Source organism: Empedobacter sp. UBA7252 (genome assembly GCF_002472765.1).
In the GTDB taxonomy this organism is placed as follows: domain Bacteria; phylum Bacteroidota; class Bacteroidia; order Flavobacteriales; family Weeksellaceae; genus Empedobacter; species Empedobacter falsenii_B.
Window position 1 is genome coordinate 4,183 of sequence record NZ_DKSQ01000086.1, and the last position, 15,933, is coordinate 20,115.

Here is a 15,933-nt window from a genome sequence, read left to right on the forward strand (position 1 = left end):
GTTCTAAAAGTTCTTTAAACTCTTGTTGTATAGATCTATTTTTCATGAAATACAAATGTTCGAAATTAGGAAGAATTCTCGAAAAAGAGTTATACTTTTTTTCTTCATTCTTATAAAATTTTACAATAAAAAAGCCTGAAAAACTCAGGCTAAAGATTTATTTTAAACTTTCTAAAGATTTATTTTCAAGAATTTCTAAAGTCGAATCTCTCAATTCAACCATCACCTTATTCAATGTACAAATGCCTTCGTTAGGGCAATCATCACATTTTTCGTAGTAATTTTTACTTACACAAGGTAAAAGCGCGATTGGTCCTTCTAAAACACGAATCAAAGATGCTAAACTAATATCTTTCGCATCACGTGCCAAATAATATCCACCACCTTTTCCTTGTTTCGAATTGACAAAGCCTAACTTTTTTAAATCCAATAAAATAGCCTCCAAGAATTTTTTCGGAATAACTTCTGTTTCAGAAATTTGTCCGATTAAAACTGGTTTGTTACTTTCTTGTCTGGCCAAATGAGCCATTGCTTTTAGTCCGTATTTTGTCTTTTTTGATAACAATTCTATAAGATTTAACTACAAAAATAACGTTGATTGTTGTATAAAACAAATATAAAATTAAATCGTTGAACCGAGATTTAAAAATATTTCATCAAAAAATCAATTACCTTTTGAGTTGTAGAATTATAGGGATAATTGAGAAATTTTGAAGGTGATAAAAACCAATTGACTTTTAAAATCGGTTTCATATGTGAAAAACTCTTTCTAAATATATTTTTCGCTAATAAACAGTAAGATGACGAATATTTGCTTTATTCTTACATTGCTTATCATAAATCTCATCTATTTTCGTTTTAAAATCTGGCACATGAAAAATTTTGAACGTTAATTTAACACTATTTTAAGTATTTTTAATCCCAAAAAGCAACAAATGAAAAATAATCTTACTTTGATTGACAAATTAAATCACATCAAAAATTTATTTATTATTGGTAAAAGTGATGGTAATTTGAATGAAAAAGAGATTCAAATTATCTCTGATATTGCCAAATTTCATGAGCTTTCTGCCAAAGATATAAGTTATATTTTGAACGAGAACACGAAGTTTGATTTTACGTTGCCAAAAACCTTTACTGATCGACTTTCTTTGTTGTACGACGCTGTTTTGTTAATGGTTGTTGATTTGAATATTCATCAAAATGAAAAAGCAATTTGTATTGATTTAGCTAAAAAATTTGAATTTAATCCTCAAATTATTGATGAATTAATCGAAGATATTTTGAGTTATATTTTAGAAGGAAAAGAATGCGATGAAGTGATGGAATATTTGCTTAAATACTCGCATCCAAAGCAAAATTTGAATTAAATTTTTATTGAAAAAGTTGATAAATCGTTAACAAAGAAATCACACTCGTCACTCCTCCTATTACATAGTTGATATTCTTTAAAATAAACGAATCTTCTTCTGATTTTGAATTAAAAAATTTCAGATACAGACCAAAAATAATCATCGAACCAATAACGACTCCTAAAGCAAAAACTGAGCTATTTGGTTGTCCAAAAACATTAACATTATACGAAATCAACGTTGCGCTTAAAAATACATAAAAAGGTATTGGAAAAACATTTATGGCAGATAACAATAACCCATAGATGAATTTATTTTTCTGTTTTACATTACCTTGTTGTTTTAGCTTTTTATTCTTATTTTTTTGATCTTGTTTCTTTGCAAAAAAGAGAAAATAAATCGTAATAATTACAAAAACAGCTAATCCAACTTCCCTAAAAATTTTAGTAACTTCTTCATTAAAATCAATAAATTTTGCCAGAAAAATTGCCAAATAAACCTGAATTGCAATCGTAATCGCTGTTCCAGACATAAAACTATATGCACTTTTAGTTCCTTCTTGTTTCCCAATTTTTACCACCGTCATATTCAACAATCCAGGAATGGATGATCCAATAAAAGCTGTGAAAACTCCGATTAAAAGTAGTTCTAAATACTGCATTAATTCTTTTTAAAAAGGTTTGCAAATTTAGACAAACTTGTTGGAGAAACCTATTGAAGTAATATGAATCATTTAAAAAAATATTACTTAAACATCCATATTAACGCTGATTTTATTGAAGAATTGAAAATTGTGAAATGATTTTGCGAAGGATCATGTAAATAATTCCAATTTGATTTCAAGTTATCTTTTTCGCGTAATTTTTCTACAAATTGATCTGTAAACTTTGAAATTGAAATAGTTTTAGAACTTGAAATCCAAATCTTTTTATTTTCTAATAGATTAAAATCAAATTTTTTACAATAAGAGTCAAACAATTCGTGGTTATTCCACCAAAGCGAAGGATCAATTGCGATATAAGAATCAAAATAATGCGAAAAATAAAACAATATATCCATTACCAATAATCCGCCTAAAGACTCACCAACAATAGTTTTCGAATTATTTGTATAGTAATTTTTCGAAATATAAGGAAGTAATTCTAATACAATAAATTTCTCAAAATATTCTGCATTTCCATATTCTGGAACCCATTTTTTATCTTTTGCAATGTATGTATTTCTTGTAAAATCTAAATTTCGATTAATATTTTCAATTCCTACAATCATCAATGGTTGAATATGATTTGATATAATTAACTCATCAATTAGTTTTGATATTTGCTTAAATTTTTCATTAATTCCGCCATCTAATAAATACAAAACAGGCAAACTTTCATTTATAAAACGCTCTGGTATCCAAACAAAAATATTTCTTTCTTGGTTTAAAAAATCAGAATACAACTTTTTCTTTTTGTAATTTAATTCGCTTGACATTTATACTTTTTTGAGGCTTTATTAAAGTTAATCGAAAAAAATCAATAAAAAAACCACTCCAAAATTTGGAGTGGTTTTTCATATATTTTAAAAATTAAATTAAAATTACAAAGCTTGTAACTGCTCTTCAATTTGAGCAATTTTAGATAATGCATCAGCCTCTTTTTTACGTTCTGCATTAATCACTTGTTCTGGCGCACCAGCAACAAATTTTTCGTTTGATAATTTTTTACGAACCGAGTTTAAGAAACCTTGGTTGTAATCCAACTCTTTTTGTAATTTCTCACGCTCAGCTTCAATATCGATATTATCAGACATCGGAACCATAAATTCTAACGTACCAACACGGAAAGCAAAACCTTTTTCTGGTTTATCACCTGTATTGAAATTAGAAACATTTCCTAATTTAGAGAACACATCTACATAAATTTCATTCGCAGCTTGAGCATCAGCAAAAACTTCTAATGCTTCTTTTGGTGACATTCCTTTTTCTGAACGTAATCCACGAATAGCAGTTGTTGCTTCTTTTGTATTTTCAAAATTCTTGATAATCTCTTCATTGAAAGATGTTACTTCAGGATATTTAGAAATAATTAAGGCTTCGTTTTCTGTTCTTTCAGCAATTAAATGCCAAATTTCTTCTGTTAAGAAAGGCATAAATGGATGTAAAACTTTCAATACATTTTCTAAATAAGAAATTGTTGCTGCATAAGTTTTTGCATCAATTGGCTCACCAAAAGTAGGTTTAATTGCTTCTAAGTACCAAGAACAGAAATCATCCCAAATCAATTTATAAATTGCCATCAATGAATCAGATAAACGATATTGATCGTAATTATGTTCGATATCTGCTAATGCTTGTTGGAATTTATTTTCGAACCATTCAACCGCTTTTGTTTGAGCAGAAGTTTGTTCTAAATCTTCTTTCACTTCCCAACCTTTTATTAGACGGAAAGCATTCCAAATTTTATTCGCAAAATTACGTCCTTGTAGACACAAATCAACATCGAAAGGTAAATCGTTCCCAGCAGGCGCTGTTAGCAACATTCCCATACGCGTAGCATCTGCACCATATTCGTTCATCAATTCGATTGGATCTGGTGAATTCCCTAACGATTTTGACATTTTACGCCCTTGTTTATCACGAACAATTCCTGTGAAATATACATTTTCGAAAGGTAATTCGTTACGATACTCATATCCAGCCACAATCATACGCGCAACCCAAAAGAAAATAATATCTGGACCAGTTACTAAATCTTGTGTTGGATAATAATAATTGATTTCTTCATTTTCTGGCTCATTGATTCCGTTGAAAACAGAAATTGGCCATAACCAAGAAGAAAACCAAGTATCTAACGCATCTTCGTCTTGACGTAAATCTTCGATTGTTAATGTAACATTTCCTGTTTTTTCCTGTGCTAATGGTAAAGCTTCTTCTTTTGTTAGAGCAACAACGAAATCTTCGTTTCCATCACCATAGAAAAATGCAGGAATTTGGTGTCCCCACCATAATTGACGAGAAATGTTCCAATCTGTTACATTTTCCATCCAATTACGATATGTATTTTTAAATTTCGCAGGATGAAATTTAATCGTATCATTCATTACATTTTCTAAAGCTGGTTTAGCTAAATCTGTCATTTTCAAGAACCATTGATTTGAAATTTTAGGCTCAATCACCGCTCCTGTTCTTTCAGATGTACCAACTTTATTATTATAATTTTCTACTTTTTCAAGTAAACCTTTTTCTTCTAATTCTTTCTCGATTTCTTTACGCGCTTTGAAACGATCTAATCCAGCATAATTTAATCCTAAATCATTTAATTTCGCATCATCCGTAAAAATATCAATAAAATCTAAATTATGTTTTTTACCTAATTCGTAATCGTTCACATCGTGTGCAGGCGTAACTTTAAGACATCCTGTACCAAATTCGATGTCAACATATTCGTCTTCGATAATATTTACTTTACGACCAACGATTGGAACAATAACTTGTTTTCCTTTCAACCATTCATATCGCTCGTCATTTGGATTGATACAAACTGCAGAGTCACCAAAAATTGTTTCAGGACGAGTTGTCGCCACAACAATATATTGATCAGTTCCGTCAACTTGATATTTTAAATGATATAATTTTCCATTTTTATCAACATGAATAACTTCTTCGTCAGAAATATTTGTCTTTGCTTCCGGATCCCAATTTACCATACGGTATCCACGGTAAATTAATCCTTTGTTATATAAATCAACAAAAACACGTTGAACAGATTCAGATAAATCTGGATCCATCGTAAATTTCGTACGATCCCAATCGCAAGAAGCTCCTAACTTTTTTAATTGGTCTAAAATAATTCCACCATGTTTATGCGTCCAATCCCAAGCGTGATTTAAAAATTCTTCACGACCGATATCAAATTTAGAAACACCTTCCTCTTTTAACTTCGCAACAACTTTCGCTTCAGTAGCAATTGAAGCATGGTCTGTACCTGGTACCCAACAAGCGTTAAATCCACGCATACGCGCACGACGAATTAAAACGTCCTGAATCGTATTATTTAACATATGTCCCATGTGCAAGACACCTGTTACATTTGGTGGTGGAATGACGATTGTGTAAGCTTTTCTTTCATCTGGAGTAGATTTAAAATACTTCTTCTCCATCCAGTATTCATACCATTTTCCTTCAACTTCCGTTGGCGTATATTTAGATGCGATTTCCATTATTTATATATGACTTAAAATAAATTTGGGCAAATTTACACAATCTGCCCAACATTTCTAAGATATTATATAATTTGTTTATTTATTCAATAAATCAATAAGTTTAATTAAATCTTGTTCTTTTTTTATGCTAAGTTTATTTGTACTTACAATTTGATTTACGTCTTTATCTGTAAAATCTTTAAATTTTTTAGTTGAATTTGGAACATTATACATTTTATCACTATAACCAATCAATAATTTCTCTTGTTTAAAATAATTTCTCTTATTAGAAGCATTTAAACCACCAGCACCAAGACCATCTACTCCATCATTAGATAATTTTCTATAAAGTACAATTTTTCGATCTAAAGGTGATAATACTTGTAAATATCTTGATGTTAATGTACCCCCATCAATATAACTTACATACTTAAGAATTTTACCATCATCGAATCTAATAGTCTGGTTTGATAATTTATTCATTTTATATAAATATCCATCTCTTAAAAACTCTAAATCGTCTAGTAATGCATTATATCTAAAATTCTCCTTTTCTTTGAAACCATCTATACTTGCAGGAAGAAAATTAACATTAAAATATTCATCTTTATTAGTAACTCCTTCTGTATATTTCTGTTGTTTTACTTCTGCAACAATAGTTTGTAGATTATATTCATTAACAGTAGCTGTAGAAGACATTTGTGCATTAGTAAAATTGTAAACTAGAAGCATTATTGTAACAATTATTCTTTTCATATTAATATATATTAATTATTTTAGTACTAAAATACAAAAAAAGGTAGACTTTTTGTATTATTTATTTTAACTTTGGTTACAAATTAATTATCGTCATGAAAAAATTAATGTTTTTAGGTGCTTTTGCTTTAGGCGTTACAAGTTTATTTGCTCAAACACTTAGTTTAGAAAAAGAAGAAATTCAATTTGGAAATATAAAGTTGAATACCGAAGTAACAGCTAAGATGAAAGTAACCAACTCAGGTGATAAACCTTTAATTCTTAAAAGCGTTGTTGGTTCTTGTGGATGTACAGTTCCTGAATATCCTACAACACCTATCGAACCAGGAAAATCTGCGGATATTACCGTTAAATATTCAAGTGGTTCTGTGACTGGAGATTTCAATAAATCTGTAACAATCACATCTAACGATCCAGTTTCTTCTCGAAAAATTTTCAGAATAAAAGGAAAAGCGGAATAATTGTAAAGCAAGTTAAATAACTTGCTTTTTTAAGTTAAATAACTTGCTTTTTTCTTTTTATAAATTAAAAACCATTATCTACCTAATAATCTTGAAGTCACATGATTACTAAATATTTCAATTTCATTTGATTTTAGGAACTTAACCTTCATTGTTCCATCAAAATCTTCAACAGAAATGATTTCAATTTCATCATTCAAATGAATATTTTTTGAATTCAAATACTTCAAAAATTCATCAGAAGAACCAATAACAGCGCATATTTCTACTTTATCACCTTCTATAAATTCGGCCAATTTTTTGTAATTGATAATTTCTATTTTTCCATTTTTATCTGGAATTGGAGAACCATGCGGATCTAATTTAGGAAAATTCAATAATTCGTCCATTTTATCGAAAAAAATTGGACTTTGAATATGTTCTATTTGCTCAGCAATTTCATGAACTTGTTCCCAACCAAATCCCATTTTATCTACCAAAAACATCTCTGTTAATCGGTGTTTTCTTACAATCAAAGAAGCTTTCAGAATTCCTTTATCAGATAACCGAAGTGGTTTATACGATTCATAAATCACCAATTCTTTTTCAGCTAATTTTTTCATCATACTGTTTACAGTAGGCATTTTTATTTCCAAATGCTTACTCAAATCCTTCACATTCACTTCTCCTTTCCCATTTTCAGAAAGATGAAATAATGCTTTTAGGTAATTTTCTTCGACCAATGAATTCATGGAAACAAATATAGTTGAAAATTAAGTAAAATTTAAAAATTCATTTTTAATAATATTTTTGTTAGATTTGTCTAACTTTTTAATTTGATTATAAATTTTACTTAACATGAAAACAACATTTTATTTATTCATCACCTTAACCTCCATTCTATCAAATGCTCAGGAACAAAAAGATTCTATTTATATGGAAGATTCTTCAGAAAATTTAGATGAGATTGTAATTACAGGAACAATGAAAGCTGTAAGAAAATCTGATAGTCCAGTTCCAATTGAAATCTATACACCAAAGTTTTTTCAAAAAAATCCAACACCTTCATTATTTGACGCTGTACAATTAATAAATGGTGTTCAACCACAACTAAACTGTAATGTTTGTAACACAGGTGATATTCATATTAACGGAATGGAAGGTCCATATACCATGATTTTAATTGACGGAATGCCAATTGTTTCTTCTTTATCTACTGTTTATGGTTTGAGCGGAATTCCGAACTCTTTGGTAGAACGAATAGAAGTTGTAAAAGGACCAGCATCTTCCCTTTATGGAACAGAAGCCATGGGTGGTATAATTAATGTAATTACGAAATCTCCTAAATCTGCTCCAAAATTATCTTTGGATGCTTTTACAACTTCTTGGTTGGAAACCAATCTTGATGGTGGATACAAATACAATTTAGGAGAAAAGGTAAATAGTTTATTTGGTTTTAATTACTTTAAATATGGTAATAAGAAAGATAAAAATAACGACGGTTTTACGGATGTAACGTTACAAGATCGCATCACGTTATTCAATAAATTTGATTTTGAACGTCAAAAAAATAGAACAGCATCAGTTGCTTTACGTTATTTATACGAAGATAGATGGGGAGGTCAAATGAATTGGAAAAGAAAACTACACAGAGGAAGTGACGAAGTTTATGCCGAAAGTATTATGACAAATCGTTTTGAAGCGATAGGAATGTATCAATTACCTATAAAAGAAAAAATAATGACTCAATTTTCTTATAATTTTCATCAACAGAATTCATTTTATGGTCCAGAATCTTATCAAGGAAAACAACAAGTTATTTTTGCTCAAGCTTATTGGGATAAGATAATTGGACAACATAGCTTACTTTTAGGATCTTCATTTAAATATACTTATTATGATGATAACACAAGAGGTACTGGAGAATATGATGAGGATAATAATCTAATCAAGAATAACCCAATGAATACACAGATTCCTGGTATTTTTGTACAAGACGAATGGACATTAAATTCTGAAAACAAATTATTACTTGGTTATCGATTTGATTATGATAAAACACATAAAGGAATACATTCTCCAAGAATTGCATACAAATTTTCACCTTCATCTCATCATACTTTAAGAGCAAGTTTTGGTACGGGATTTCGTGTTGTGAATGTCTTCACAGAAGATCATCGTGCATTAACTGGAGCTAGACAAGTAGTTTTTGAAAATGAATTAAAACCTGAAAAATCATATAATGGAAATATTAATTATGTATTCAAACTACCAACTTCTTTCACCGCTTTAAACTTTGATTTTACAACATTCTATTCTTATTTCACAAACAAAATTATTGCTGATACAGATACTGACGAAACAAAGATTATCTATGACAATTTAGATGGACACGCAATATCTCAAGGAGTTTCTTTAAACCTAGATGCAACATTTGACTTTCCTCTAAAAATAATGCTTGGCGCAACCTATATGGATGTATACAAAAAAGAAGATGGAGAAAAAGAAGTTCAATATCATGCACCAAAATGGTCTGGAAATTTCTTAGCAAGTTATACATTCAAAAAAGGTTTTACTGTTGATTTAACCGCCAATTATAATGACAAAATGAAATTACCTCAAGTAGAAAATGATTATCGACCAGAATATTCAAAACCAACTGTTATTGCAAATATTCAATTAAGTAAATCATTTAAGAATAATATTGAAATCTATGGTGGAATCAAAAATATTTTTAATGTTTTACCAAAAGGCGATGTTATTGCTCGTTGGTGGGACCCATTCGGAGAACCTGGAAATGGCGTTACTCCTCCTAAAGGAAGAAACGATGTTATTTTTGAACCAAATGATTACAGCTATACACCTATGCAGGGAACAAGAGGTTTTATAGGTGTTCGATACAATTTACGTTAATGAAAATCTGGTACTTCATATTCATTTTATCATCATTGAATCTCCAAGCACAGATTTCATTAGAAAAATTTAATTCAATTTCTAATGAAAATCCTAAACCAATTCTACTTTATTTTTCGACAAATTGGTGTAGTTACTGTATGATTCAAAAGAAACAATTAAAAAAGGATAAAGAATTACTTCAAATTCTAAATAATGACATTTATTTTATTGAATTTGAAGCAGAAACAAATGAATCTATTATCTTTTTAAACAAAAAATATGAACCTAAATCGAATAAAAAAACTCACCTATTTTTAGAAGAATTCATTGATAAAAATGAACAAATTAGTTATCCATATTGGGTTTTAATCTCAAAAGATTATAAAATTGAAATGACTTATACTGGATTAATTAAAAATAAACCCCTAAAACTTTTATTGGAAAAGTATTTACAAAAACCTTAATTTTTAGATTTACAAAAAAGCCTCAATTAATATTGAGGCTTTTTAATCACAAAAATTTACTCAAACGCAATTATCGAAAGTTTTGGATTTTCAATAGTCTCTTTTTGTTTGAGCTTTTCTATATCAATCACACCAACAATATGATTGTAATTTTTACTCTGATAACGTTCTTCTATTTCATCAAAAATATTTGAAACATCATCTGCTTGATTCTCAAAACCGATATAAATTCGCTTCTTTCCTGTTTGATTAAAAACTCCTTCTTCTTTGTTTTCATATTTTCGAATCGAATATTGATAATCATATTTCAACGCAGAAATATCACTCAAAACAGCCGAAGAAGTTGGGAAACGCCCTGCTCCTTTTCCATATAAAAATTGCTCATCTGAAAGCGAACTTCCAATCAAAACTCCATTATATTCGTTATTCACAAGCGCAATTGTTTTATTTAATTCAACAAAAGTTGGCAAAACTGTTGATGTAATTTCACCCGTTTGATGATTAATTTTAGAATTAGCAATCAACTTTATTGTATAATTTTTTTCTTTTGCGTATTTAAAATCTTCAACTTTCAATGAAGTAATTCCTTTTCGAATAACTTGATCAACATCAATCTTTTTACCGAAAGCATGCAACGTAATAATTGCTAATTTACTCGACGCATCAAAACCTTCTACATCAGCCGTTGGATCAGCTTCTGCAAAACCACTTTCTTGCGCTGCTTTTAAGGCATCTTGATACGACTCATTTTCATTCGCCATTTTCGTCAAAATGTAATTTGTTGTCCCATTTACAATTCCAGATACATAATTCAATAAATCGTTATCAAAATATTCTTCTAGATTTCTAATAATCGGAACTGACCCGCAAACAGAGGCTTCATAAAGAAAAGAAACATTGTTTTGTGCTTGCAAATCCAATAATTCTTTGTGATGATCTGCAATCAATTTTTTATTTGCACTTACCACATGTTTACCTTTATTGAACGCTTTTATAATGATATCATGTGCCGCATCAGCATCCGAAATTAACTCAACAACAACATTTATTTCATCGTCATTTAAAATATCATCCGCATTAGTCGAAAATAATTCAGACGGAGCATTTCTAGATTTAGAATTATCTTTAATTACAATTTTTTTAATTGCAGCATTCAATTGTGGTTTTTCTTCCAATACCTTGTAAATTCCTTCTCCTACAACTCCAAATCCGAACAATCCGATATTTATTTTTTTCATTTATTTGTTTTGTTTTTAATTATTTACCAAAGAAAAGTGAAGAAAAAAAATGGTTCAATCGCATAAAAACAATTGAACCATTTTGAATAAAGAATATTATTGAAGATTGGTTTACAGTAGTTTTTATTCATCTTTCCTATAAGGATGGATTTAGCACCTTGATTCATTAATCAGGTTGCTAAAGTTTCTTTGGGCCATTTCCCTCCACTTTTCTTGATAAAATGTAAATTTTAATGAACTATTTCTGAGGACAAATTTAGGCGAAAGAATTCTATATATCCAAATTAATTTCATTTCTTTAATTTAATATTTTCCGTAATTATAGATAAAAATACACAAATAATGAATTTTATTCTATAAATATTTATAGACAAAAATAATTTTCTAAAAAATACAATTAAAAGAAAAAACAAATCTTAATAATTTTTAATAAAACCCTATTTTTATTAAAAATATTCTAAAAACTACAATTTTCAATAACTAATTAAAATATTATTTCTTTAAAATAGTAATTTTAAAGAAATATTTTCTAAAATAAATTTCAAAAATGACCTATTAGAGATTTTGAACTATTTCAAACAAAAATTATTTCTATGAACCAAGTTTCGAACTCGTTTTTTTCAATCTTGATTTTTTTATTCTCAATACTTTAAATAATTTTGCACATAGCTTTATAAAGAAAGATGGAGGGAATAGGCCCGTTGAAATCTTAGCAACCCAAAGTATAGTTGGGTGCTAAATCCTACTCAAATAGAGAAAGATAAGGACTTACCTCACACTTCTTCCCATAAGGCTTTTAAAATATTTAGAATGAAATTAGACGATATACTAAAAGAGCGTATTGTTATTTTAGATGGTGCAATGGGAACGATGATCCAAAAGCACAATTTACAAGAAGAAGATTATCGTGGAGAACGATTCAAGGATTTTCATACTTCTTTAAAAGGAAATAACGATTTATTGGTTTTAACCCAACCTCAAATCATAAAAGATATTCACCGAGAATATTTGGCTGCTGGTGCAGATTTAATCGAAACAAATACGTTCAATGCCAATATTATTTCTATGGTTGATTATGATATGGTTGATTTGGTTGATGAATTAAATTACGAAGCCGTTCGCTTAGCAAAAGAAGCTTGTGAAGAGTTTTCTACCCCAGATAAACCTCGTTTTGTAGTTGGATCTTTAGGTCCAACCAACAAGACAGCCTCTATTTCGCCACAAGTAAATGACCCTAGTTATCGCGATGTGGATTTTGATTTATTGGCAAATGTATATTATCGTCAAGCAAAAACAATGTTAGAAGCTGGTGCAGATATTTTACTTGTCGAAACTATTTTTGATACTTTAAATGCAAAAGCAGCATTTTATGGAATTCAAGATGCGATAGAAAAAACAGGAATCAACGTTCCTCTAATGGCTTCTGGTACAATAACAGATAAATCTGGACGTACACTTTCTGGACAAACAACAGAAGCTTTCTTGATTTCATTAGAACATATTGATTTAATTTCAGTTGGGTTAAATTGTGCTTTAGGTGCAACAGATTTGATTCCATATTTAGAAGTATTAGCCGAAAAAGCACCATTTTATGTCAGCGCATACCCAAATGCTGGTTTACCAAACGCTTTCGGTGGATACGATGAAACTCCTGAAATGATGCGAGATTTTATCAAACCTTTCTTAGATAAAAAATTGGTTAATATTTTGGGTGGATGTTGTGGAACTACACCAGATCATATCAAATTGATGGCAGATTTAGCAAAAGAATACGAACCTCGAAAAATTAGTGAACAATGTCAGGCGTAAAAATTCAACTTTCTGGATTAGAACCTTTAATTGTACGAGAAAATTCAAACTTTGTAAACGTTGGCGAACGTACAAATGTAACTGGTTCTAAAAAATTCTTGCGATTAATCAAAGAAGAAAAATTTGAAGAAGCACTTCAGGTTGCACGTGACCAAGTGGATGGTGGCGCGCAAATTATCGATATCAATATGGATGAAGGTATGCTTGATGGTGTAGCTTCTATGGTAAAATATTTGCGTTTGATTGCTTCTGAACCTGATATTTCGAAAGTTCCAATTATGATTGATTCTTCGAAATGGGAAATTATTGAAGCTGGTCTAAAAAATGTTCAAGGTAAAGCGATTGTCAACTCAATTTCTTTAAAAGAGGGAGAAGAATTATTTATCGAACATGCGAAGAAAATTAAACGTTACGGTGCTGCAACAGTGGTTATGGCGTTTGATGAGAAAGGTCAAGCGGATAATTATGAACGTCGAATCGAAATCGTAAAACGTTCGTATGATATTTTGGTAAATCAAGTAAATTTCAATCCAAGAGATATCATTTTTGATGTGAATATTTTCCCAGTTGCAACAGGAATGGAAGAACATCGCCGTAATGCCATCGATTTTTTTGATGCAACAAAATGGATCAAAGAAAATCTTCCGCATGCGTTAGTTTCGGGTGGAGTTTCGAATGTTTCATTTTCCTTCCGTGGAAACAATGCGGTTCGTGAAGCGATGCACACGGCGTTTTTATATCACGCCATTAAACACGGAATGGACATGGGAATCGTCAATCCAGAAATGATTGAGATTTACGATGATATTCCAAAAGATTTATTAGAACACGTTGAAGATGTTTTATTGGATCGACGTGACGATGCAACAGAGCGTTTGATTGATTTTGCCGAACATCTAAAAGGTGTTACAAAAGAGAAAAAGAAAGATGATGCTTGGCGCGAATTACCTTTAGAAAAGCGTATTGAAATTTCTTTAGTAAAAGGAATTACAGAATTTATTGACGAAGATACTGCAGAAGCTTTGAAAAAAATTGGTTCGCCATTACGTGTTATTGAAGGTCCTTTGATGGACGGAATGAACGTTGTTGGAGATCTTTTCGGAAGCGGAAAAATGTTCTTGCCTCAAGTAGTTAAATCGGCTCGCGTAATGAAAAAATCTGTTGCTTATTTAACGCCATTTTTAGAGGAAGAAAAACTTAGAAATAAAACAGACAAAGAGCCTTCTAAAATCTTAATGGCAACTGTAAAAGGTGATGTTCACGATATCGGAAAAAATATTGTTTCAGTCGTTTTAAGCTGTAATGGTTTCGAGATTATCGATTTAGGCGTAATGGTTTCTTCTGAAACAATTTTAGACGAAGCGCAAAAAAATAATGTCGATGTGATTGGTCTTTCTGGATTGATTACTCCATCCTTAGATGAAATGGTGCATGTTGCCAGAGAAATGAAACGTCTTAATCTTGATATTCCACTGATGATTGGTGGCGCAACAACTTCTAAGGCACATACAGCTGTAAAAATTGCACCAGAATATGACAAAGCAATTCATGTTTTAGATGCTTCTCGTTCGGTTACGATTTGTCAAAAATTGATTGGAAATCAACAGGAGGAATTGCTAACAGAAACTACTACTGATTACATAAAAATTAGAGAAGGTTTCTTAAATCGTGCTGTATCAAAGGAATACTTATCGATTGAAGATGCTCGAAAAAATAAACTAAAAGTTGATTTTGAAGAAAATAAACCTTTTAAACCAAATAAATTAGGTGTTTTTACACATCAAACAACAGTTTCTGAATTAAGAGATTTTATCGATTGGACGCCATTTTTCAAAACATGGGATTTACATGGTAAATTTCCTGCGATTTTAGATGATGAAATTGTCGGAACAAATGCCAAAGAATTATATGTAGATGCTTTGTCAATGTTAAATAAAATTGAAGCTGAAAATTTAGCTAAACCGAAAGCTGTTTTTGGACTTTTTAAAGCGAATACAGTAAACGATGATACGATTGAATTGTTTGATGAAAATAATAATAAAATAGAGGAGTTTTATACACTTCGTCAACAAGCGAAAAAATCGAAAAAACAACCAAATATTTCGATTGCTGATTTTATTGCGCCGAAAGATTCAGCAATTCAAGATTATATCGGTGCATTTGCTGTCACAGCTGGTCATGAAATTGAAGAAGTTGCTAATGCTTACGAAACAAATTTAGATGATTACAATTCGATTATGGTGAAAGCAATTGCCGATCGTCTAGCTGAAGCTTATGCAGAATATTTGCACAAATATGTTCGTACAGAAGTTTGGGGTTATGCGAAAGATGAAACTTTATCAAATGACGAATTAATTTCAGAAAAATATAAAGGAATTCGCCCTGCTCCTGGTTATCCTGCATGTCCTGACCATTTAGAAAAAGAAACAATTTTCAAAATTTTGGATGTAGAGAAAAATGCAGGGATTGAGTTAACAAGTTCGTTGGCGATGTATCCAGTTTCATCTGTTTCGGGTTATTATTTTGGAAATCCAGAAGCAAAATATTTCGGAGTTGGTAAAATAAAATTGGATCAGGTTGAAGATTTTGCGAAACGTAAAAATATAGAACTTGATAAAGCTGAACGTTGGTTGAGTCCTAATTTGGCGTAAAAGCGTTAAGTAAAAATAAAATTTATCATTCAAAATGAGCATTTCGAAATAAAGAATCTCAGATTCCTCGACAAGCTCGGAATGACAACGAACGTAGAACAAAATAAAAAAATGCGTTAGGGATTGTAGTGAAAATCCTTTTT

At 30.3% G+C, this 15,933-nt stretch carries 13 protein-coding genes and 2 riboswitches; of the genes, 6 read left to right on the forward strand and 7 right to left on the reverse strand.

What is annotated here, in order from left to right; genetic code table 11:
* Positions 1-157: 157 nt before the first annotated feature.
* Positions 158-565 (reverse strand): RrF2 family transcriptional regulator, encoded by a 408-nt coding sequence (locus tag B2X73_RS12155; RefSeq protein WP_219035236.1) that lies wholly within the window; start codon positions 563-565, stop codon positions 158-160.
* 370 nt (positions 566-935) lie between these two features.
* Between B2X73_RS12155 and B2X73_RS12160 the strand changes: the two genes are divergently transcribed.
* On the forward strand, positions 936-1,370 hold the full coding sequence (locus B2X73_RS12160; RefSeq protein ID WP_286496178.1) for a hypothetical protein: 435 nt from the start codon (positions 936-938) through the stop codon (positions 1,368-1,370).
* 4 nt (positions 1,371-1,374) lie between these two features.
* Here the strand turns inward: B2X73_RS12160 and B2X73_RS12165 are convergent, their stop codons facing one another.
* From B2X73_RS12165 to B2X73_RS12180, 4 genes are all read right to left on the reverse strand, one after another.
* Entirely contained in the window at positions 1,375-2,013 is a 639-nt protein-coding gene (locus B2X73_RS12165) for a LysE family transporter (protein ID WP_286496177.1), read from the reverse strand.
* A gap of 83 nt (positions 2,014-2,096) precedes the next feature.
* Positions 2,097-2,828 (reverse strand): alpha/beta hydrolase, encoded by a 732-nt coding sequence (locus B2X73_RS12170; RefSeq protein ID WP_286496176.1) that lies wholly within the window; start codon positions 2,826-2,828, stop codon positions 2,097-2,099.
* Positions 2,829-2,933: 105 nt separating this feature from the next.
* The gene (locus B2X73_RS12175; RefSeq protein WP_286496175.1) at positions 2,934-5,555 is read right to left on the reverse strand and encodes a valine--tRNA ligase; all 2,622 of its coding nucleotides are present in this window, start codon (positions 5,553-5,555) and stop codon (positions 2,934-2,936) included.
* Positions 5,556-5,633: 78 nt separating this feature from the next.
* A complete protein-coding gene (locus tag B2X73_RS12180) occupies positions 5,634-6,269 on the reverse strand; it encodes a hypothetical protein (protein WP_286496174.1) in 636 nt (211 codons plus the stop codon).
* A 119-nt stretch (positions 6,270-6,388) separates the two neighbouring features.
* Here B2X73_RS12180 and B2X73_RS12185 point away from each other — a divergent pair, with 119 nt between their 5' ends.
* Complete coding sequence (locus tag B2X73_RS12185; RefSeq protein WP_038334454.1) at positions 6,389-6,754, forward strand: DUF1573 domain-containing protein; 366 nt, start codon at positions 6,389-6,391, stop codon at positions 6,752-6,754.
* Between the two features lie 74 nt (positions 6,755-6,828).
* On the opposite strand, the gene B2X73_RS12190 is transcribed toward B2X73_RS12185, so the two are convergent.
* Positions 6,829-7,485 (reverse strand): metal-dependent transcriptional regulator, encoded by a 657-nt coding sequence (locus tag B2X73_RS12190; RefSeq protein ID WP_291096539.1) that lies wholly within the window; start codon positions 7,483-7,485, stop codon positions 6,829-6,831.
* A 106-nt stretch (positions 7,486-7,591) separates the two neighbouring features.
* Between B2X73_RS12190 and B2X73_RS12195 the strand changes: the two genes are divergently transcribed.
* Both B2X73_RS12195 and B2X73_RS12200 read left to right on the forward strand, forming a co-directional pair.
* On the forward strand, positions 7,592-9,646 hold the full coding sequence (locus B2X73_RS12195) for a TonB-dependent receptor plug domain-containing protein (RefSeq protein ID WP_291096541.1): 2,055 nt from the start codon (positions 7,592-7,594) through the stop codon (positions 9,644-9,646).
* A complete protein-coding gene (locus tag B2X73_RS12200) occupies positions 9,646-10,092 on the forward strand; it encodes a thioredoxin fold domain-containing protein (RefSeq protein WP_125350313.1) in 447 nt (148 codons plus the stop codon). Before B2X73_RS12195 ends, B2X73_RS12200 begins: the two co-directional genes overlap by 1 nt.
* A gap of 56 nt (positions 10,093-10,148) precedes the next feature.
* Here the strand turns inward: B2X73_RS12200 and B2X73_RS12205 are convergent, their stop codons facing one another.
* Positions 10,149-11,330, reverse strand: coding sequence for a homoserine dehydrogenase (locus B2X73_RS12205; protein WP_221856801.1), 1,182 nt, complete (start codon positions 11,328-11,330; stop codon positions 10,149-10,151).
* 124 nt (positions 11,331-11,454) lie between these two features.
* Positions 11,455-11,553: riboswitch (SAM riboswitch) on the reverse strand.
* 445 nt (positions 11,554-11,998) lie between these two features.
* Positions 11,999-12,097: riboswitch (SAM riboswitch) on the forward strand.
* A gap of 43 nt (positions 12,098-12,140) precedes the next feature.
* On the opposite strand from B2X73_RS12205, the gene B2X73_RS12210 reads away from it, so the two are divergent.
* Positions 12,141-13,139, forward strand: coding sequence for a homocysteine S-methyltransferase family protein (locus B2X73_RS12210; RefSeq protein ID WP_219035074.1), 999 nt, complete (start codon positions 12,141-12,143; stop codon positions 13,137-13,139).
* A complete protein-coding gene (metH, locus tag B2X73_RS12215; protein ID WP_286496172.1) occupies positions 13,127-15,790 on the forward strand; it encodes a methionine synthase in 2,664 nt (887 codons plus the stop codon). Before B2X73_RS12210 ends, metH begins: the two co-directional genes overlap by 13 nt.
* Positions 15,791-15,933: the final 143 nt, after the last annotated feature.

Excerpts from the sequence above, each read along its gene's own strand:
- B2X73_RS12160 (WP_286496178.1), top strand. The coding sequence starts at position 936 with ATGAAAAATAATCTTACTTTGATTGACAAATTAAATCACATCAAAAAT.
- B2X73_RS12165 (WP_286496177.1), bottom strand. The coding sequence starts at position 2,013 with ATGCAGTATTTAGAACTACTTTTAATCGGAGTTTTCACAGCTTTTATT.
- B2X73_RS12170 (WP_286496176.1), bottom strand. The coding sequence starts at position 2,828 with ATGTCAAGCGAATTAAATTACAAAAAGAAAAAGTTGTATTCTGATTTT.
- B2X73_RS12175 (WP_286496175.1), bottom strand. The coding sequence starts at position 5,555 with ATGGAAATCGCATCTAAATATACGCCAACGGAAGTTGAAGGAAAATGG.
- B2X73_RS12180 (WP_286496174.1), bottom strand. The coding sequence starts at position 6,269 with ATGCTTCTAGTTTACAATTTTACTAATGCACAAATGTCTTCTACAGCT.
- B2X73_RS12185 (WP_038334454.1), top strand. The coding sequence starts at position 6,389 with ATGAAAAAATTAATGTTTTTAGGTGCTTTTGCTTTAGGCGTTACAAGT.
- B2X73_RS12190 (WP_291096539.1), bottom strand. The coding sequence starts at position 7,485 with ATGAATTCATTGGTCGAAGAAAATTACCTAAAAGCATTATTTCATCTT.
- B2X73_RS12195 (WP_291096541.1), top strand. The coding sequence starts at position 7,592 with ATGAAAACAACATTTTATTTATTCATCACCTTAACCTCCATTCTATCA.
- B2X73_RS12200 (WP_125350313.1), top strand. The coding sequence starts at position 9,646 with ATGAAAATCTGGTACTTCATATTCATTTTATCATCATTGAATCTCCAA.
- B2X73_RS12205 (WP_221856801.1), bottom strand. The coding sequence starts at position 11,330 with ATGAAAAAAATAAATATCGGATTGTTCGGATTTGGAGTTGTAGGAGAA.
- B2X73_RS12210 (WP_219035074.1), top strand. The coding sequence starts at position 12,141 with ATGAAATTAGACGATATACTAAAAGAGCGTATTGTTATTTTAGATGGT.
- metH (WP_286496172.1), top strand. The coding sequence starts at position 13,127 with ATGTCAGGCGTAAAAATTCAACTTTCTGGATTAGAACCTTTAATTGTA.